The 19,191-nt window shown below is 39.6% G+C and carries 19 protein-coding genes, 1 pseudogene and 1 riboswitch; of the genes and pseudogenes, 17 read left to right on the top strand and 3 right to left on the bottom strand.

Annotated elements, in window-relative coordinates; all coding sequences use genetic code 11:
* Nucleotides 1-427: 427 nt before the first annotated feature.
* Entirely contained in the window at nt 428-706 is a 279-nt protein-coding gene (locus tag JOD03_RS13395) for a DUF1905 domain-containing protein (protein WP_204591927.1), read from the bottom strand.
* Nucleotides 707-1,052: 346 nt separating this feature from the next.
* Here JOD03_RS13395 and JOD03_RS13390 point away from each other — a divergent pair, with 346 nt between their 5' ends.
* The 9 genes and pseudogenes from JOD03_RS13390 (at nt 1,053) to JOD03_RS13350 (ending at nt 5,090) form a co-directional block, all read left to right on the top strand.
* Entirely contained in the window at nt 1,053-1,334 is a 282-nt protein-coding gene (locus tag JOD03_RS13390) for an AbrB/MazE/SpoVT family DNA-binding domain-containing protein (protein ID WP_204591925.1), read from the top strand.
* A gap of 83 nt (nt 1,335-1,417) precedes the next feature.
* Nucleotides 1,418-1,786 (top strand): type II toxin-antitoxin system PemK/MazF family toxin, encoded by a 369-nt coding sequence (locus JOD03_RS13385; RefSeq protein WP_204591923.1) that lies wholly within the window; start codon nt 1,418-1,420, stop codon nt 1,784-1,786.
* Nucleotides 1,787-2,001: 215 nt separating this feature from the next.
* The gene (locus JOD03_RS13380) at nt 2,002-2,394 is read left to right on the top strand and encodes an EamA family transporter (RefSeq protein WP_204591921.1); all 393 of its coding nucleotides are present in this window, start codon (nt 2,002-2,004) and stop codon (nt 2,392-2,394) included.
* A 276-nt stretch (nt 2,395-2,670) separates the two neighbouring features.
* Nucleotides 2,671-2,853 (top strand): annotated as a pseudogene (locus tag JOD03_RS13375) (LysR family transcriptional regulator); the annotation flags it as partial.
* Nucleotides 2,854-2,997: 144 nt separating this feature from the next.
* Entirely contained in the window at nt 2,998-3,288 is a 291-nt protein-coding gene (locus JOD03_RS13370) for a hypothetical protein (protein WP_204591916.1), read from the top strand.
* A gap of 163 nt (nt 3,289-3,451) precedes the next feature.
* Nucleotides 3,452-3,616 carry a hypothetical protein gene (locus JOD03_RS13365; RefSeq protein ID WP_204591915.1) on the top strand — a complete coding sequence of 55 codons (165 nt, stop codon included), beginning with the start codon at nt 3,452-3,454 and terminating at the stop codon, nt 3,614-3,616.
* Between the two features lie 107 nt (nt 3,617-3,723).
* A complete protein-coding gene (locus tag JOD03_RS13360; RefSeq protein ID WP_204591914.1) occupies nt 3,724-3,960 on the top strand; it encodes a hypothetical protein in 237 nt (78 codons plus the stop codon).
* 1 nt (nt 3,961) lies between these two features.
* Nucleotides 3,962-4,831 carry a DUF2268 domain-containing putative Zn-dependent protease gene (locus JOD03_RS13355; protein WP_204591913.1) on the top strand — a complete coding sequence of 290 codons (870 nt, stop codon included), beginning with the start codon at nt 3,962-3,964 and terminating at the stop codon, nt 4,829-4,831.
* On the top strand, nt 4,815-5,090 hold the full coding sequence (locus JOD03_RS13350; RefSeq protein ID WP_239584993.1) for a hypothetical protein: 276 nt from the start codon (nt 4,815-4,817) through the stop codon (nt 5,088-5,090). The genes JOD03_RS13355 and JOD03_RS13350 overlap by 17 nt, the downstream gene beginning before the upstream one ends.
* Here JOD03_RS13350 and JOD03_RS13345 read toward each other — a convergent pair.
* A complete protein-coding gene (locus JOD03_RS13345) occupies nt 5,087-5,554 on the bottom strand; it encodes a MerR family transcriptional regulator (RefSeq protein WP_338032480.1) in 468 nt (155 codons plus the stop codon). The genes JOD03_RS13350 and JOD03_RS13345 overlap by 4 nt on opposite strands.
* 340 nt (nt 5,555-5,894) lie before the next feature.
* Between JOD03_RS13345 and JOD03_RS13340 the strand changes: the two genes are divergently transcribed.
* The 3 genes from JOD03_RS13340 to JOD03_RS13330 all read left to right on the top strand — a co-directional run bounded on the left by JOD03_RS13340 (nt 5,895) and on the right by JOD03_RS13330 (nt 9,985).
* Entirely contained in the window at nt 5,895-6,662 is a 768-nt protein-coding gene (locus JOD03_RS13340; protein WP_204591912.1) for a TerC family protein, read from the top strand.
* A gap of 745 nt (nt 6,663-7,407) precedes the next feature.
* Nucleotides 7,408-7,508: riboswitch (TPP riboswitch) on the top strand.
* Between the two features lie 346 nt (nt 7,509-7,854).
* Nucleotides 7,855-8,607, top strand: a complete 753-nt coding sequence (locus JOD03_RS13335) for a 3-oxoacyl-ACP reductase (protein ID WP_094942166.1) — start codon at nt 7,855-7,857, stop codon at nt 8,605-8,607.
* Nucleotides 8,608-8,677: 70 nt separating this feature from the next.
* Complete coding sequence (locus JOD03_RS13330; RefSeq protein WP_204591911.1) at nt 8,678-9,985, top strand: LLM class flavin-dependent oxidoreductase; 1,308 nt, start codon at nt 8,678-8,680, stop codon at nt 9,983-9,985.
* Nucleotides 9,986-10,552: 567 nt separating this feature from the next.
* Here the strand turns inward: JOD03_RS13330 and JOD03_RS13325 are convergent.
* Nucleotides 10,553-10,855 (bottom strand): putative quinol monooxygenase, encoded by a 303-nt coding sequence (locus tag JOD03_RS13325; RefSeq protein ID WP_204591910.1) that lies wholly within the window; start codon nt 10,853-10,855, stop codon nt 10,553-10,555.
* Nucleotides 10,856-11,513: 658 nt separating this feature from the next.
* Between JOD03_RS13325 and JOD03_RS13320 the strand changes: the two genes are divergently transcribed.
* The 5 genes from JOD03_RS13320 (at nt 11,514) to JOD03_RS13300 (ending at nt 19,062) form a co-directional block, all read left to right on the top strand.
* Nucleotides 11,514-15,251: an AAA domain-containing protein gene (locus tag JOD03_RS13320; RefSeq protein WP_204591908.1), complete on the top strand. Its 3,738-nt coding sequence runs from the start codon at nt 11,514-11,516 to the stop codon at nt 15,249-15,251.
* A 406-nt stretch (nt 15,252-15,657) separates the two neighbouring features.
* On the top strand, nt 15,658-16,728 hold the full coding sequence (locus tag JOD03_RS13315) for a PQQ-dependent sugar dehydrogenase (protein ID WP_204591906.1): 1,071 nt from the start codon (nt 15,658-15,660) through the stop codon (nt 16,726-16,728).
* A 270-nt stretch (nt 16,729-16,998) separates the two neighbouring features.
* Nucleotides 16,999-17,691, top strand: coding sequence for a DsbA family protein (locus JOD03_RS13310; RefSeq protein ID WP_204591904.1), 693 nt, complete (start codon nt 16,999-17,001; stop codon nt 17,689-17,691).
* On the top strand, nt 17,684-18,124 hold the full coding sequence (locus JOD03_RS13305; RefSeq protein ID WP_204591902.1) for a disulfide oxidoreductase: 441 nt from the start codon (nt 17,684-17,686) through the stop codon (nt 18,122-18,124). Before JOD03_RS13310 ends, JOD03_RS13305 begins: the two co-directional genes overlap by 8 nt.
* A 290-nt stretch (nt 18,125-18,414) precedes the next feature.
* On the top strand, nt 18,415-19,062 hold the full coding sequence (locus JOD03_RS13300; RefSeq protein WP_204591900.1) for an NAD(P)H-binding protein: 648 nt from the start codon (nt 18,415-18,417) through the stop codon (nt 19,060-19,062).
* The last annotated feature ends 129 nt before the right edge of the window (nt 19,063-19,191 follow it).

Below are 19,191 nucleotides of genomic sequence, written 5' to 3'. Positions count from 1 at the left end.
ACTGGCAGCCTCCCATTTGTCTAATGACAAAAAATCCGTCAGGACTTGGACAAAATCATCCATCAACTTACGGTCATTATTTGGCGTCATTAACAGTTTTATTATGAAAGATATAGAGGTGATTAGTTTACATATGACCCCTTATCGGAAGTCTTTCTAAATGAAATATATAATTATAAAACCAGTAATCCTTATAGAAGGCTACTGGTTTTTTAAAACTCCGGTACAAAATATAGCTTGAAATTGGTTCATGTTATCTCTTGAAGTGACACCTAAATAATCGATGTCACGAAGAAGTTATATTAATTCATAAAACTCTATAAGTAGCAAAAAACCATATGATGAATGGTCAGAGCTCCTAAATAAGGAACTTTGAGAAAACCTTTTGTCTAACCTGGGAATTCGATTTGCTTATCTTCTTAGTAGGCTAATCATGCAGATATAAAGTGACCATTACCATATCGCCACCACTTTTGCCAATTGCGTCTCTAACTTCTTGATTGATTGAAATAATCTTGTCTTCATTTTTTCTTGGAGCCAAATTAATGCTTTTTATTTCAAAGTCATCAATTGTACCAGACACCTTTAGGTATCCCCATTTCCCTTGAATACTGGCCGTGCCAGGAAGTCTAATATGATACGTCCACGCTCCAAATCCTTTTTTGTACTGCAATTCGAGTTTCTGATTATCAATTATTTTGATCATAATAAGTCACCTCGTTTCTCATTAAGTTTACCAATAATCAAGGATTAGCAGTAACTGTCGCTGCTTACCCTTAAATAGTATCCAATAAGATGAGCATAAAGCAGAAGTTTCAGTAGACTTTCACGTTCCAACGAGAGCTCAACATGCATGCTTAAACAGTTTACATATTGCTGGATTATCAGAAGTAAAATAAATAGCTGGATTGATTAGAAAAGTCTTTTGCAAAGGCTGGCCTTTTTTAATCGAGTTCCATTATAGAAAGAATCTTAAAGGAGCTTTTGCTTGCAGAATGTAGATACGTTGTATATACTAAGTATATAAATAGCACTCTGAGGAGTTGATTCACATGCCGCAAGTTAAGCAAAAAGTTAGTCACCGAGAGGCTAAACTTCAGAATTGGGGTAACAGTAAAGCAGTTCGACTTACAAGAGATATCCTCGAGGAAGCCGGATTCAATGCAACTGATGATGCTGTATTTGATGTAGAGATTGAACCCAATCGAATTTCGTTGGTTCGAAAAAGCAAGTTAACGCCGTTTCAAAAGTTATTTGTTGGTTACAATGGCGGAAAGCCTGAACCTGAATCACTTTGGGATGAAGTAGAACCAGTTGGAAAAGAAGACTGGTGATCAGTTAATAGGCTTAAAGATTATGTGTCTGTACTTAATCCTTAATGGAATAGTACAGGCACTATTTAATTGGAGGAATAGTGATGACAAGGTTTTTTAAAGTTGGTGACATTATAAAGGTCGACATGTCCCCAGCAAAAGGACACGAACAGCAAGGTTATCGTCCAGCCATCGTAGTTTCAGAAGAAAATGTACATAAAGAGACCGATTTAATTTGGGTTTTGCCAATCACTAATACGAATAAAGGATACCCAACTCATGTACCGGTAAATGGAAGAACTAAGAATAACAAGAATAGCGCAGCACACAATCAGACAACTGGATATGTATTGTGCGAAAAGATAAAAGCAATTGATCCATTGGCCCGAGCTGCAAGATTAACAGACGAGGCCGATCAAGAGTTGATTGAAGAATGCAAGGCTATTATAGATGCCATTACTTTTATAGGGTAAAGAAAGGAAGGAAGGCCAATCATTATGATTGGTCTTTTTGAATACTGAAATTCATTTTTTGTTCGTTTAAATGTACTTTTACGAACTGTTTTATTTACAAAAATAGTTGCCGGTTTATTTAGTGTAGAATTGATAGACTTAGTAATAAGCAGTATATAACTAATACTGCAATACTTTATAATTGAGTTATATGACTACAAGGAAGGATAAGAGATATGATCACTGTAATGGATTTGTTGCAGTTGCCAGTTACAGAAAAATTTTCGGTTGTAGCAGGCGGTAATGGATTAAATAGAACAATCCAAGGTATTGAAATTTTGGACTTTGAATTCAAGGAAGCTTTGTATTCACTTGTTTATTTAGCCGTCTTTTCGACAGCTATTGCCTATCTTTTCCAAAATATGGCCCATCAATATACCACAGCCACAAAGGCGGCCATTATTCTATCAACAGAAGCCGTTTTCAGCATGCTGTTGTCCGTTTTATTTTTGCACGAAGTACTGACAGGTCGTATGCTTATGGGCGCTGCGTTGATCCTCGTAGCTATCTTGCTTGCTGAAGTAAAGCCAAGATTCCACAAAAAAATGCTGAGAAATTCACGTTCATGAAGTTGTAAACTAAGAAGTATTTAAAGTGATGATGGTAGAAAATCATTCTGAAATATCGAAAGAAATTCAACTTACACACCAAAAATTATAGGAAGAGAAGAAGCTTGGTTGTGAGCATCTTCACTTCTTTTTTTTCATACAAGTATGCTTTTACGAATGATAGATAATAAATAAGAAGAAATGGAAAGTGATAAAATGCTTTTGTGTGGTTACTAGATATTATAAGAAGAGCATAGCATTTTGGGAGTTTAATAGTGTTAAAAAGGAGTGTCTGGTTTGACTCTACAGCAATTAAGATATGCATTAGAAGTAGCAAATAAGGGATCTATGAATGAAGCTGCTAAAAGTTTATATATATCTCAGCCGAGTTTATCAAATGCGATTAAGGATTTGGAAAAGGAAATTAAAATAACCATTTTCATTAGAACGAATAGAGGAGTTGTTGTTTCTAATGAAGGTGCACATAGTGTAGCATCTTCTTTCACTTTTTCTATTTGGTTAGCGTGAATAAAATGTTATTTCCCATTAACGATTGATTTAGAATTGAATCGATTACTAGAGAAATAATCAAGATTTTTTGATCTCATTATTCGAAACGGAGAAATGGTTAGTTTTAAAGCTGTTGGAGCTAATAAGACAAAACTCCAAAGGATTGGCACCTCGGATTTAGTTATGAGGCTCTATTATCAATTCGTTAGATTAGGTGTTCAACAGAAAATTAATCTAACTAAAGATCAAGATGGAGAAAGCGAATTAGTCATTGAGTCTATAAAACAAGAGGTAGGCGATAATTTCAAACTTCATTATGACGATCGATTAATAATGGATCAGTTAATTGCGATGGAGGCTCACAGGAGTATATTTTTACAATTTGCAGTCGGTGCATATAAATGAGATTAAATTTGCTGCTAATAAAGTTGAGGAGAAAAATATCGCTGCCGAAGATATCAGCGACCACTCAGTTTTATTCCTATTTGATTAACTAGAAGACGTTTATGAAGTAACCTTGACAATTTGTTTTCCGGTCATTCAGTTCAAAGTCAAAGGAGCGCAGACTATGTTGATTAATGAGAAATTATCTATCCTCTATAAAGATTGGCAACAAAAGAATCCTGGCCATTTTGTAGCTGGTGGGGTTGTAGATGAAGATATGTGTGAAGGCAGCGATAGCAAGATTTTATTTCTGTGGGCTTTTCCTGTCGTTGGGAAAAATGAGAAATAGCATGAATTTGGTATACAGAAAATGGATACAGAAGTATACTGATTAGAATTACTTCTAGAATTTAGGATATAGAGAGAATGGTTGATTAGGGGAAGGGGTTAAACAGAATGAAAATGATGAAAAGTGCACTCAAGGCGTTTTTGATGGTGTTCGGAACACTACTGATACTAGTTGGGTTTGTGCTGATTGCTCTGAACAACGAAGCGCATTCGACGGTTCAGATGATCGGAACAAAACTTAGTGGCGTTGTGCTAGTGGGACTCGGAATGTTCATGGGGTTCGATGATTATTTTAAGAAGCAACAACAGCGCAAGGAAAAGCGAAATCGGGTTGTGGGGGACTAGAATGAAAATCTATAACACAGTTTCCTATTTTCTGAGTAACTATGAACCCACTACTGAGTTTTTAGATGGCTATTATTCTAAGTTTGCTCCGCACTTTAAAGAATATTTTGCGTATCACTGTTATCGTCCAGAAGAAAAGAAGAAATTAGCTCTTATACGCTATCAAGAACTCTTGCCAGCAATTCAAGAGAACAGTGACAAGATGGAGAGCCGAATTTTAAAGATTGTGCAGAAGTATGAATCTTTATATCCGGTGACTCTTGATCAAGATGTCCACATGATTGTCGGCGCATTTGGGTCCAACGCATTTACACATAAGCAAATCTTTCCGGACATCACATTTTGTTTAGAAAAACTTTCACCAGAAGATGTCACACTGGATGCAATTATTGCACACGAGTTGGGTCATGCCCTGCATAATGCACGCACAGATCAACTTGGGATGGAATGGGCCAAACTTGACTGGATGAGCCCGTATACCACCTTACTTCAAGAAGGGGTCGCAACGTATCATTCCATGCAAGTCGTAGATATCCCGGAATCTATCTACTTCACATATGACCAGCAAGGAGAAGACTGGCTAGCTTTTGCAAAAGCTAACGAGAAAGAACTTGCAACTGCTCTCATTGAAGATTTAAAGAATTTGGATCAAAGTGATTTGTTTCGTGAGTGGTTTTCAATCAATGGTGGAACTCGATTTGGTGCAACGCGGTTTGCCTATTACCTCGGGTACCGAATTGTAGAGAACTTGGTCGATAAATTAGGTGAACTAGAGGCGGTTACGCTTTGGAGACGGTCGGATTATAAAGAAATGTTACGCGATGAGTTAGCACTAATCACTAAGGGGGAACAAAATGTACCAATACTTTAATGGACACGTCATTCGTGAAGGCACAAATGGGATAGATGCAAACCGTGTAGAAGAACTTTTCCTGGACGCAGGCTGGGCGAAACCACTACCGGAATGGCAAAAAGAAAAATACGCGCTGATTTTTGAGAATGCGACATGGGCGTTTACCGTGTGGGACGCCGATAAAATGATTGGAATGATCCGTGTGATTTCTGATCAAGTGATTAATGAAGGGTACCTGTGCACGACACTATTCACTACAATTAAATATTTATGCTAAATATCTTGATATATAGGCACTTTTCCTGCATGTGAAGTGAATAATAGTGAATAGTTGGAATTGTTTGATACACAGGTACCTAAATCAACCATCTTGCTTTCAAGTATTTTACTGCTTTGTACCTTTACGTGTACCGGTGCGTCTTTCAATTGTTCTTCCAGTCGGATAATTTTTGTTTGCAAACAATTAAATTCATCGATTACATCTTCAATCAATTCCGTTGTCTCAGGTAGACTAGCTGTGTTCAAAGTTCTGTGAATTTCCGGAATGGTCATGCGCTGATTTTTTAATACCTGTATTCGGTCGAGCGTCTGCAGAACTGTGCCTGGATATAACCGGTAATTGACCTCGGAACGTTTAAAAGCTAATAATCCACAATTTGTATAATAGTCGATAGTCCTTGTAGATAAACCACTTAATCTTGCCACTTCTCCAATTTTCATTAATCCCTTCCCAATGAACACGCCTCCTTTTTAAAGATAAGAATATGTAGCATAAGCAATGAAAGACTATACAGTGTCACGTGACGGTTTAAACTTAAATTCTTAAAACAGTTAAAACCAGACATGATTTCGACAAATCTTTTAATTCAGATTCCTTTTTTCATGCTATACTAATTGTACAACTCAAAAGACTTTGACTTTATGTCAAGGGGGAGTAGCTATAGGGAGACCTATTTCACAATCGTCATAACATGGTTCATAGCCATCGGTTGTGATAGCAATCAATTTTGCTTAGCGAGACCTTTGCCTTTTATTAGGCAGGGGTCTTTTTTGTTGGCAAAAATCAGAAGGAGGAAGAGAGATGGAAGCAATTCTATTGGAGTATCTATGGGTACTATTGGTACTTGTTGCACTGGAGGGTCTGTTGGCGGCCGATAATGCCGTAGTGATGGCTGTCATGGTTAAGCACTTGCCGCGAGAACAACAGAAAAAAGCATTGTTTTACGGATTATTAGGAGCGTTTGTGTTCCGATTCGCTGCATTGTTTATGATTACGATTTTGGTGGATGTGTGGCAAATTCAGGCGTTGGGAGCAGCCTATCTATTATTCATCGCATTCAAACATATCTATGATCAGCGGAAAGGAAAAGAACATTCCCTTGAACCGGAAGCTACTAAAGGATCGGGTTTCTGGATGACAGTGTTGAAAGTTGAATTGGCGGATATCGCATTTGCCGTCGATGCTATGCTTGCTGCAGTTGCACTGGCTCTAACATTGCCTCATTTGGATTTGTTCGGTATCGAAGAAATTGGCGGGATCAACTCGGGACAGTTTGCAGTGATGCTAGCAGGTGGATTGGTCGGACTCATCATCATGCGTTTTGCCGCCCATAAATTTGTTAAACTGCTTGCCAACTATCCGCAATTGGAAACCACTGCCTTTGTCATTGTCGGCTGGGTCGGGGTCAAATTGTTAGTGCTTACGCTCTCTCATAAGGATCTTGGAGTCCTGCCGTATGACTTTGCGCATTCTACGGAATGGAAGCTCATCTTCTGGGGAGTCTTACTTTGCATAGTTGTTGTAGGGGCATTGATTAGTGTGAAGAGAAAGAGAGAACGGGAGGCTTAATTATTAATTTATAGTCAGAATAAATTATTTAAATAAAAACATACTAGGAGTTGCTTTTGATGAGATAAGTGGTTATATATAATGATTTAGCAACTAGTAGAAATTATGAATAAGCAAGCCTTATAAATTAAAATACAATTAGTCGAACAGTGTTGTTTAACTTGGAACAAGAGGTTTTAAAGATAACAGTGGGGGAGTAAAAAGGTGAAGCAAACAATACGAGCGAGGATGTTGGGCATTTATGATTTGTTTTTGGCGACAGGAGCAAATTTGGAAAGGAACACAAATGGTGATGTCAAGTAGTGGAACAATCTTTGTCAAGGAATATCCTGGTAATTAGGCATCCTGGCTCCCGTTTTATAGTTGGATTATGCCTGGAGTTCTAGCAATTGTCATTTTGGATGGGGTAATATTATAGCGGCGATGTTTAGTTTTAAGAAAAGGCGCAACAGTTCGTGTTATGCTTCTGCCATTATGGGAGCAGTTTTCTTATTTAGCTTGATCTTTCAGCGTATTATTTTAGAGGAACCATATATAGTAACTGATCTGTTATAGCTTTGAGCGTTATTCAGTTATGTCTGAGTGGTTACGCTTTTTTGGTTATAGAAAAGGGATATAATTAAAACATCTAGTACGAAACCCTCGTAAGACAAGGGTTACTTCCTGCACAACCTCTGTAGACAGTAGATACTAGGCTTTACATAAAAATTAGTATTTGTTATAGTGGTCGTGAAAACAAAATACCGAATTACACTAGGGGAGCCAAACTGGCTGAGACGGACAGACTCCGGACCCTTTGAACCTGATCTGGGTCATACCAGCGGAGGGAAGTGTGCGAACCCTTTATACTTTTTCTATTTAACAGGTCTTTCGCCGCCTCCTATCTTCAGGAGGCGGTTTTTTTGCGTTCAAGAAAGGGGGAATAGGCATGGGTCATTGTACAAGAGTTCAAAAAAGCAACCGAGTGCGGAGGGATACTAATGCAACTCTCTGTTCGTGAGAGAGCGCCAATTGTACATTGCATTACAAATCAGGTCGTTGCAAATTTGATAGTACCATTCAGAATGATATTCATCTAAAGTTGGTACGGATGAGTTAGATTTATTGGAAAGACTAAAGGGAGTGCAGGGACACTATCTTTCACTTTTTTATTTGTCCTTGCGATTGCAACTAAAAGTATAGGAGTGGTGACGTGAAGAGAACAGTTTTGGTGACAGGAAGTAGCAAGGGTCTTGGTGCTACGATAGCAAAAGCTTTAGTTGAAAAAGGGTTTAATGTAGTGATTAACTATTATAAAAGTAAAGAGAAGGCAGAAGGACTTGCTTCGGAGCTCGGTGAACAAAATGCTATAGCTCTATACGCTGATGTGACAAATCGCCAAGAAGTGGACGAGATGGTGAAAGTGGCGACCGACTATTTTGGTCAAATTGATGTGGTGGTCAATAATGCATTGGTAGATTTCAAATTCGATCCGATACAGCAAAAGTCTTTTATAGATCTTTCATGGAAAGATTATCAAAAACAGCTGGACGGAACATTAAAAGCGGCCTTCAATGTGACTCAAAGTGTCTTACCCCAATTCATGGAGAGACAAAATGGAAGTATCATCAGTATTGGTACGAATCTCTACCAAAATCCAGTAGTCCCCTACCACGAGTATACAACTGCAAAAGCAGGACTTATAGGTTTTACACGCAATATAGCTTCTGAACTGGGACAATACGGAATTAAAGCAAATGTCGTATCAGGTGGTTTGTTGAAAGTGACTGATGCCAGTTCAGTAACGTCTCAAGAGGTCTTTGAACTGATTGCTAATTCTACACCCTTGAGAAAAGTGACAACTCCGGAACAGGTGGCCCATTTGGTCGTTTATCTCTCATCTAAAGAGGCAGAAGGTATCACAGGGCAAAATTTCACAGTAGATGGTGGACTAACGATGAACTAAATGTAGTATTACCTCCATATGTAAGATAGGAAGGCATACTAATATTGGTCTAGTCTTAGGGGGAAGAGTAATGACGGTTATTCAAAAGAATCAACTTAATATAGGGGTTTTGGTTTATGGGTGTGGACATCATCAGGCTGCGTGGTTGATGCCGAACTCAAGTGTCAACCGGGTTGGGGAGATAGAATATTATCAATCCTTGGCGCAGTTAGCTGAAAAAGGATGCTTTGACGCTGTCTTCTTCGCAGACAGTCAATCCTTCCTGGCACAAGAACCAAATGAAATACCGGCATTTTGGTTCGATCCATTAATCAATTTGACAGCTATTTCTCAGGTGACAAAATATGTAGGGCTCGTCTCAACCATCTCGAGTACTTTTTCAAATCCTTTTACAGCCTCAAGACAGTTGTTGAGCCTAGAACATATTACAAATGGAAGAGTGGGTTGGAACCTAGTGACGTCTATGAGAGATGAAGAAGCATGGAATCACAGTATGGAGAGTCTTCCGTCCCACGAAGAGAGGTATAAGAAGGCAGATGAATTCGCAGAATTGATGCATAAACTCTTCTTGTCTTGGGATAAAGAAGAGGTTCTCGCTGATCGAGTGCGACGTCAGGTAATCAACCCTGATAATATTTGCCCTATCAATCACAAAGGAGAATTTTTTAATGTGAGGGGTCCATCAACTACACCAAAGAGTCCTCAAGGAAAACCAGTGGCCATGCAAGCAGGGGCCTCAAAGCAAGGTATTCAACTAGCAGCCAAACATGCGGAGGCAGTCTATTCAGTATCTTGGAATATAAGTCAGGCTATGAAATATCGTCAAAAGTTAGATGAGGCCATCAAGCAAAATGGAGGGTGCAAACAGCAAATCAAAGTTTTTCCAGGTCTAGTTACATATGTAGGAAAGACCCGTGAAGAAGCCTTGGCTAAAAAGCAAGCATTAGATGAAATGTTGCCTCTAGAGACAGCGTTAAAACAACTGAGTTATTTTCTCCAGATGGATTGTACGGACTGGGAAATCGATTTAAAAGTGCCCACATTACCCCCTTTAGAGCAATTTAATGGTCCTGTAGGTCGATATGAGACAATACTTGAAATTATTCATGATACTAATCCTACAGTAAAGGAACTTTTAGGATTTCTTAGTGCCGGTGGAGGGCACTTCACCTTAATCGGAACACCCGAAGAGATTGTTGATCAGATGGAGATGTGGCTAGACAAAGGCGTGGCAGATGGATTTAATCTCATGCCTCCTACGCTACCTGAGAGCTTAGAGGACTTCATTGAATTAGTTGTTCCCGAAATGCAGAAAAGAGAGATTTTCAGAAAACAGTACGAGGGTAATACACTAAGGGAACATCTTGGATTGAAATAGTAAATATCTGTTTTTAGGAATATATCCTCTATAATGTCGCTCTTAATGAAGAAAAGTAGAGACGGCAGAACAGGTTCTTTTCTAGTCAGACATATTTATCAATAGAAATCTATTTCGCTTCTACAACCAAGAGACAGGACAGTTAGAAGTCGACGAAAAAGAATGAACTCACTAGTGTCGCATTAAAATGAGTAGGTCTTGTCCGATAAGCGGAACTGTCTGTAAATTTATTTAAACGTAAAAAAATGGATGTTGACTACCTTTTTCGGTATGTCTGTTCGTTTTTAATTTTTTCAACGAATAAAAGAAAACTGAATTTTCTCAACTTATTTATGCGATACTAGTGACTTTGGGTATTAACTGAAACGGTATAAATTGGGTGGCTGTAAATGATTTCTCCTAGTTTTTATTCCATTTATCGGATTAATTGATAAATAAAAAGAAGCAGTTTGTCCGCTTCCCCTCCCTATAGGTGTTCCACTTTATATAGCTCACGCCAAAACTAATAATCAAAAAAACTGCCATCCACTGTCTCTGGACAGATGCGATGGCAGCGACAATATGACTTTATTTAGGAAGCTTGGAAGCAAGGACGTCAATATTTTCAATCACTGGTGGCTCTGCGAAAAGTTCAGGAGCTTTCTCCATCAATGCCGCAGCCACTTGACCAGAAAGGTGTGCTTGACGACCTGTGTCGTCCGGGAATGCGTCAAAGATGCCAAATGTCGTAGGTCCAAGTCGGATCGCAAACCATGCGATCGTTTCTGACTCCTCCTGAACCACAGGTAGGGCCCCACGTAGGAAGCTTTCAACTTCCGCTTCTTTTCCAGGTTTTGCTTCAAGTCGAACCAATAGCGCTACATTAACCATTTTTCTACCTCCTCCTCAAATTAGAAAATTCATCCATTAATATATAACCTAACATTCCATCTTTATAAGTACAAACTTTATTGTTACATAGTATAAAAAAGTATACTCACTAGTGTCGCATTAAAATGAGTAGGTCTTGTCTGATAAGCGGAATTGTCAGTAAATTTATTTAAACGTAAAAAAATCCTCTATAATGGATTCGGGTTATGAAAGGGTACCTGTGCACGGCACTATTCACTACAATTAAATATTTATGCTAAATATCTTGATATATAGGCACTTTTCCTGCATGTGAAGTGAATAATAGTGAATAGTTGGCATTGTTTGATACACAGGTACCTCAGAGTGTGATTCTAGAATTTATAAACAAATTTAATGTATTTAATGGATCTCGATAATAAAAAAATGGTGATGAGTATTGTTTCATGTGAATATTGTATTGAAAAATAATAAGTTGAAACCCCAAGCCTTTGAAAGTTAAATCTATATTCGAAGAGCTAAATTAATAGAATACAATAATTCCCTAGCAGCATGATGCTTTCGTTACTATAGTCTATTTAAATTTCATTTTTGACATAAAAACTGTGGTAATATTATGAAATAATGATAACTATTGTTCCTATCTAAAATAGATTTAAATAAATAGTGAGGTGAGTATATGAAACAAGAATTGGTCAATATGCGTGACAAGTTGAATAATATCAGCAAACGGAACCGCTCAATTCGATTACTAAAACTTTATGATAAATGGAGTTTTGATTTGACTCGCAGCACTCCAGTAATAACGGATGCGATAGTTGAAGGATTAAAGAAGAAATCCACAAAATCCTTTTCATTACTAACAAAAGATGAAGATAAGGATTCTACAAATCATCGAAAGCTGACAACTTTACATAGAAATATTAAGGCAATTGAAGAAGAGACGGGGGTTCATGATTTTTATTTAGGAAGCCCGTTCATTTCCGGAACTTTTTCAGATGGGACCTTCTTTCAAGCACCACTTTTTCTATACCCAGTCCGTTTAGATAAGGATTCCATTAACCGGCAAGCATTTGTACTAAAGAAAGGCGAGGGTGAGCCGATTCTCAATCGAACTTTATTTCTGGCATTTAAAAAAATTGATAAATTACACGTCTCTGAAGAGTGGATGGAGCAGGCGCAGGAAGTTGCTTTAAAAGATGATGTGGAAATTCAATCTTTTCTGGCAAAAGTTCAGATGACATTTCAACAAATACCAGAAGGGTTTGAATCTTTAAAAGAATTGAAGACGGATGAAATTCCTTTAAAAAGCCAGTTGAAACTTTTAAAACATGCGGTTATCGGTCATTTTCCACAAGGAAGTTCCTCACTTGTAAGGGACTATGATCAATTGATAGATCTTAGCCTTACTAGTAATTTGTCATTGATTGGTGACCTCTTAAATCCTGGAAGTTTAGATGTGATGGAAAGTGATTGGGATGCTCAAAAGGCAGAAGCAGAGAACCTGCGGGAGTTCGATCGCTTATATTTATTAAACACGGATGGCTCCCAAGAAGAAATTTTGAAAGAGGCGCGGTATAAAAAAGGTCTTGCAGTCCATGGGCCACCAGGAACAGGAAAGTCCCAAGTGATAGTCAATTTGATTACAGACGGACTCCATCAGAAGAAAAAAATTCTGGTTGTATGTCAAAAAAGGGCTGCGCTAGATGTTGTTTATCAAAGGCTCCAAAGTTTGGACTTAACAGCTTATGCCGCTTTGATTCACGATGAAAATCAAGACAGAAAAGCATTATATAGAAAAATAAATGATACCTTGTCATATTCCTTGAATTTAGATCAAGGATTGGCAAATAGACTAAGAACTACCTCACAGAAACTTGAACAACAAGAAATGGAATTAAATAGTATTGCATTAGGGTTGCATTCAAAAGGTGGTTTTGGGTTCTCTCTTTATGAGTTATACAATAAGACTAAACGCACAGGAGATATTGAGGCGTTTATAAGTGTTAATTTGGTTGCAAATGAAATTAATGCTGAAAATTTAGAAGATACCCTAGCAAATGTGTATACGTATGCCGAATGGTACGAGAAATTCGGGAAAGATTCTTATCCACTGAAAGAGCGAGTTTCATTTGCCAAGTTTGGTATGAAAGAAAAAACGGAATTTACTCAAAAAATGTCTTATCTGATTGAACAAACAAAAAAAGCAGAAGAGTATCTAAATCTTTTAGATGCTGATGACATCACTCCTGCCTACACGTGGGGAATTCAACAAGATATCCTTAAAATACACCCTGATATTTCTGACGGTGATCCACGAACATTGCAGGGATTACGATTATGGTATTGGACAAGTTTCACCGGTAGAAAAATCGTTGAAGATTTGAATAAAGGTGTTAAATTTCCTGGGGTTAAATCGCAGGAATGGCCAAAAATTAAAAAGAGTTTATTGCTTATTAATGATCTGGCACAAATAACTAAGGAAATTAATATAGAGATGGATGTTTTAAAATATTTCCTTGAGTCTTCTAAAGTAGAGAAATATAAAGAAATGGTTGCTGAAGGTGCATTGCCCGTAAAGCAATTAGAATTAATTCAAGAATACTTACATAGTGATTTTGAAGATTTACAACACATGGATCAGTTTGGTAAGGAATGCAGCCAAACAGAGCAAAAGCTAATAAAATTATTGATAGATAAAAAAAATCTAATGGCTTTCGAAAACCTCCCAGAAAGATGGACGGAGACTTTAAGGCAATCATTTTATCTTCACTGGATTGATCAATTAGAGAGCAAACATCCAGCTGTGAAAAAAGTATCAAATAGTGAATACATCCGTCTTCGATCTTCTTTTGAAGAGTTAGTTGAAAGTAAAAAAGAGGTAGCTCGTCAGCATTTGCTTAACGAATTAACTCTCTCTCTTCAAAGCTCTCAAGATATATCTAGAACTTCATTTAAGGACTTAAAACATCAGACAGGCAAGAAACGTCAAGTATGGCCGCTTCGGAAGCTGGTTAGGGAATATGCAGATAAAGGGTTGATGGATGTAGCCCCTGTTTGGCTTGCATCTCCGGAAATTGTTTCTTCAATATTTCCGTTAACGGATGAACTCTTTGACCTTGTCATATTTGATGAAGCTTCACAATGTACTGTAGAAAACGGTTTGCCATCTATATATCGCGCGAAACAGGTAATTGTTGCAGGAGATGAAATGCAGCTGCCGCCATCCAATATGTTTATGTCTATTATTGAAGCAGATGAGGATGAAGAAGATTTTACTTCCAATGATTCGCCAAGTTTATTGAACTTAGCGAAGCGGAGATTCGATGAAAAGACACTCCAATGGCACTATCGCTCTAAATATGAAGAATTAATTAATTACTCGAATCATGCTTTTTACGGTGGAGCGATACAAATATCTCCCAATGTACAACCATACAAAGAACCTCCTGCTATCGAATGGATTAAGGTGGAAAATGGTAGATGGATTGATAGAGCGAACGAAGTAGAAGCTATAGAAGTGGTAAGGGTACTTAAAAATCTTTTACTTACGAAACCTGATAAATCGGTGGGCATCATCACATTTAATAGTACTCAACAAACAAAAATTCTGGACATGATTGAAAAGACTACCTTAGATGATATGGAATTTGGTGCCTTGCATGGAGAAGTGATGAGCAGGGACTTGGATGAAAGAGTGTTTGTGAAAAATATTGAAAATGTTCAAGGTGATGAGCGGGATATCATTCTTTTCTCAGTAGGGTACGGAAAAAACGAAGAAGGCAGGATTTATAACCGATTCGGTTCATTGAACCAAGAGGGTGGAGAAAATCGTTTGAACGTCGCAGTAACTCGAGCAAAGGAAAATATCATTATTGTGAGCAGCATAGAACCAGTGGAACTTGAAGTAGCTAATTCAAAGAGTAATGGTCCCCGTCTATTTAAAGAGTATTTAAAATACGCAAGAGCTGTTTCGACAGGTCAAATCGAACAAGTACAAGAAGTCATTCAAAATGTGAATGAACTTGGAAACACCAGTGTTTCCTCTTCACCACTGCAATTCGACTCACCTTTCGAAGAGCAGGTTTATCAGCAGTTGCGAAATCTGGGATACGAAGTCCAAACGCAAGTTGGGATGTCTGGATACCGTATAGACCTGGCTGTAATTCATCCTAACGATCCATCTCAATATATTGTGGGTATCGAATGCGATGGAGCAATGTATCACAGTTCTAAAAATGCAAAAGAACGAGATATCTATCGTCAAAAATTCCTCGAAAGTCGCGGATGGACAATCGAACGCATCTGGAGTCGTAACTGGTGGAAAAACCAGAGTATTGAGATAGAAAGAATTGATCAGCTGATAAAGGCATTGGTTAAAAAAGATGAAGTTAAAACAAGTATGGTAAACAGATAGAAATGTTAGAAGGAGGAGCCTGAGAAGGTTCCTCTTTTTCGATGCTTTTATAGTAAATGGAATGTGGTTAGAATTGTAACTCGCCAGTGATTTTGAGCTTTCTTCAAATTCCAAAAATGACTATTCAATAGGTCTGAAAACTTTCATGAAGCATGTTAGTATCTCTAGGATTGTGAATGGTTTACACATATCTTACGTTAAATAGGTACCTGTCCCAAAAACAATTCGGACAAACATGACTATTCACTGGATATGCATTGAGAACCCGCGTTTCTATATCGACTTTTGGATAAAGATGAATTATGTTGGGATATTTTAGGGTTCAGGTACGTTTTGATAAAACATTCCACTACAGGTAGCCTTTCCTTTTCCGCTATACTAAATATCAAAGAAGGAGGAGACTGCTATGAAAAAGACATGGATACCCCTTGCAACTGCGGCCGTTCTACTTTCTGGGTGTTTACCGGTCAATATTTTTGAAGACAACACCCCCCTTACAGACGAAAATACGAAAAGTGGGTCAGATCTAGAGGTTGTTGCAGACAATCTCACGATTCCGTGGTCGATTGACGAACATGAAGGCACATTTTATATTTCCGAACGACCAGGCTCGATCGCAAAAGTAGAGGGCGGAACTGTGGAACAACAGACGGTCTCACTTGAACTGACATTATCAGAAGCAGCAGAAGCTGGATTGTTAGGATTTGTGTTAGCACCAGATTTCGGAGAGTCCAACGAGGCGTTTGCCTATTATACGTATGAACAAGACGGCAATCAGTTCAACCGAATTGTGAAGCTTGAATTAGAAAGTGATGCGTGGACAGAAACAGAAGTACTGCTGGATGAGATTCCTAGTGGCAACGTGCACCATGGTGGACGTCTAGAAATAGGGCCAGATGACAAACTGTATGCAACTGCTGGGGATGCTTCTGACCCAGAGCTTGCACAAGACGAAGCGTCACTTGCTGGGAAGATTCTCCGTTTGAATCTTGACGGCTCGATTCCAGAAGACAATCCATTTGGAGACTCGTACGTCTATAGTATGGGTCACCGAAATGCACAGGGTCTGACGTGGTCAGAAGATGGAGAGTTGTATGCAAGTGAACACGGACCAAGCGCGAACGATGAAGTGAATCAGATTGTAGCGGGTGCCAATTACGGCTGGCCGACGATAGAGGGGACAGAGGAACAAGAAGGTCTAGAGTCGCCACTGTTTGCCTCCGGTAGTGACCGGACTTGGGCGCCTTCAGGAATGGCGTATCGTGACGGTAAAGTCTACGTAGCAGCACTTCGTGGAACGACCGTTTTGGAGTTTGATCTTGCGACAGAAGAGTACCGCGCAATTGTCGAAGACGTCGGGCGTGTGCGGGATGTGTGGATTCACGGAGACGACCTCTACTTTGTCTCGAACAACACAGATGGCCGAGGCAACCCGAGTGACAACGATGACAAATTATATAAATTGACACTTGAGTAGAAACTTGCGCGTTCCGGTTGGCGTCCTTTGTTTGAGGAGGCTTGCCGGGGCTTTTTTATGCGCCGATTAGTTTCCATAACATCACTTGGGGCGCTAATGGGGTCAAGTCGGGCGTTAATGGAACCGACTCGGTCGCTAAATGAGCCGACTCGGTCGTTAATTCACCACTTTCGGGCGTTAAACACTCCACGAAACTCGTCACATAATTGTAACTGTATACCCGGCTACCCTATGATAAACTAAGTGCACCACCTGTAAGGAGGAAATTCCATGAAAACAAATCAAAAAGTCATGCTCGCCACACTGGCTCTAGCAGTCGTCATCGTGGGCATCGTCCTTTATATGAACAGAGATACCGGTACAACGGCAACTGAAGTGCCGCAAGAAACAGAACGAGTCTACCCACCTACAGAAGGGCAACCGATGCTTGGGGATGCGGATGCACCAGTTGAAATCGTAGAGTTTGGCGATTACAAATGTCCATCTTGTAAGCAGTGGGGAGAGACGATCTACCCGAAACTGGTCGAGGATTACATTGAGACTGGGAAAGCAAACTTGAGCTACATTAATGTTCTTTTCCACGGAGAAGAATCAGTCATTGCTTCTCTAGCTTCTGAATCTGTTTTCGAACAAGACCCTGAAAACTTCTGGGCATTCAATAAAGCTGTGTACGATGCACAACCTGCTTCGCAACAACATGACGAGCCATGGGTGACGATTGATAAGATGGCGGAAATTGCTGAAGCGACAGCTCCTGGAGTTGACATCGATAAGATGCGCACCGACATGGCATCTGAGGAATCTGCTATCGTGCAGGAAGTTACACGTGACAATGAACTTGTGAAGGAATTTGGTGTACCGTTTACGCCGACCATTTACGTCAACGGTGTGTTCCTAGAAGATCCGTTTGATTATGAGATGATTGCGATGCTGATCGAACAAGGGCAGACGAACAATGACTAAATCGACGCGTGAAGGATTCATTGAAAATTATGCATTGTATTTTGCATGGGTAGTGGCATTAGTGGCAACGCTTGGTAGTTTATACTTCAGCAATATCCGAGGGTTTGTACCGTGTGAATTGTGTTGGATTCAGCGAATCTTCATGTATCCACTGACGATTGTACTGGGGATTGCAGCATTCACAAATGATGTAAGGATGCGTTTGTATGTGCTGCCACTCACGATTATTGGCGGGAGCATTTCGCTGTATCATTATCTCGTGCAAAAAGTACCTGGATTTGCGAACATCAAACCCTGTGTGCAAGGCGTTCCGTGTAACGTTCAGTACATCAACTGGTTCGGGTTTGTGACGATTCCGTTCCTCGCATTAACAGCGTTCACATTGATTACAATCATTTTATTTGTATTGCATTTCAAATTAAAAAAAGCGTAACAAAAAAGCTGTTGACTCACTAGTGGTCATCAGCTTTTTGATTTATAAAGCGCACACCGATACTCGTTAAGCCGTTGTCTTGTGCTGCGCGAATGTTCCGGACATAAGGTTTGCCAGACGACCGGAAGCGGCACGCCCATGATTTCACGGTAGGTAACGATGGGTGTTGCACCTTTCCATAGACCTTTCGTACGCAGCCACGCAATTTCTGATAAAAAAGACGCGATAAAGAGGTCAATGGGTGCAGAATGGCGTATACTTAAGAAAATTGTTCAAGTGGGGGAATTGTGATGCATGCTTTAGTGATTGGTGCGACAGGTGCCACAGGGAAAGATTTAGTCGAACAGCTTTTGGCGGATTCCGAAGTGGAACAAGTCAGCTTGTTCGTGCGAAGAGACCTTGGACTTCGCCATGACAGACTCCATGCCCACACGATTGACTTCGACCGACCACAGCATTGGCATCAACTCGTGAAGGGAGATGTGCTATTCTCCTGCTTGGGAACGACTATTAAAGCAGCCGGGAGCCAAGACGAACAGTGGAAAGTCGATTATGACTACCAGTACCAATTTGCCGATGTTGCGAGTGCGAACGGCGTCCCTCGTTACGTTTTGGTTTCCTCGACGGGTGCGGATTCGAACTCCCGCGTGTTTTATTCCCGTATGAAAGGGCAGCTTGAAGAAGCGGTCAAGAAATTGCCGTTTGATGCCATCACGATTTTGCAACCGCCTATACTCGACCGAAAAGAGAGCGACCGGGCGGGTGAAAAGTTTGGTTTGAAGGCCATTCAACTAGTGAATAAACTAGGTCTTGCGAAAAGTCAGAGACCACTTCCAACAGATGAACTTGCTGCGACAATGATTCGTGCTGCCAAAGACAACACTACAGGAATCACGGTATGGTCCGGCGAAGATGTACGAACGCCACATCAAGTTTAGATAGCAACACCCCACAGAGAATGGCTCTGTGGGGCTTTTTTGTAATCTGAATACCCCCTGCAATGCAGGGGGTTCCTGAGAGCTTTCAGCTATGGACAAAAAAATCCCCTCATCATACGATATTTTCAG

Origin of the sequence: Chryseomicrobium aureum (assembly GCF_016909155.1) — a bacterium.
GTDB classification, from domain to species: Bacteria; Bacillota; Bacilli; order Bacillales_A; family Planococcaceae; genus Chryseomicrobium; species Chryseomicrobium aureum.
The sequence above is the reverse complement of the archived record's forward strand: the minus strand, read 5'-3'. Positions and strand labels throughout refer to the sequence as shown.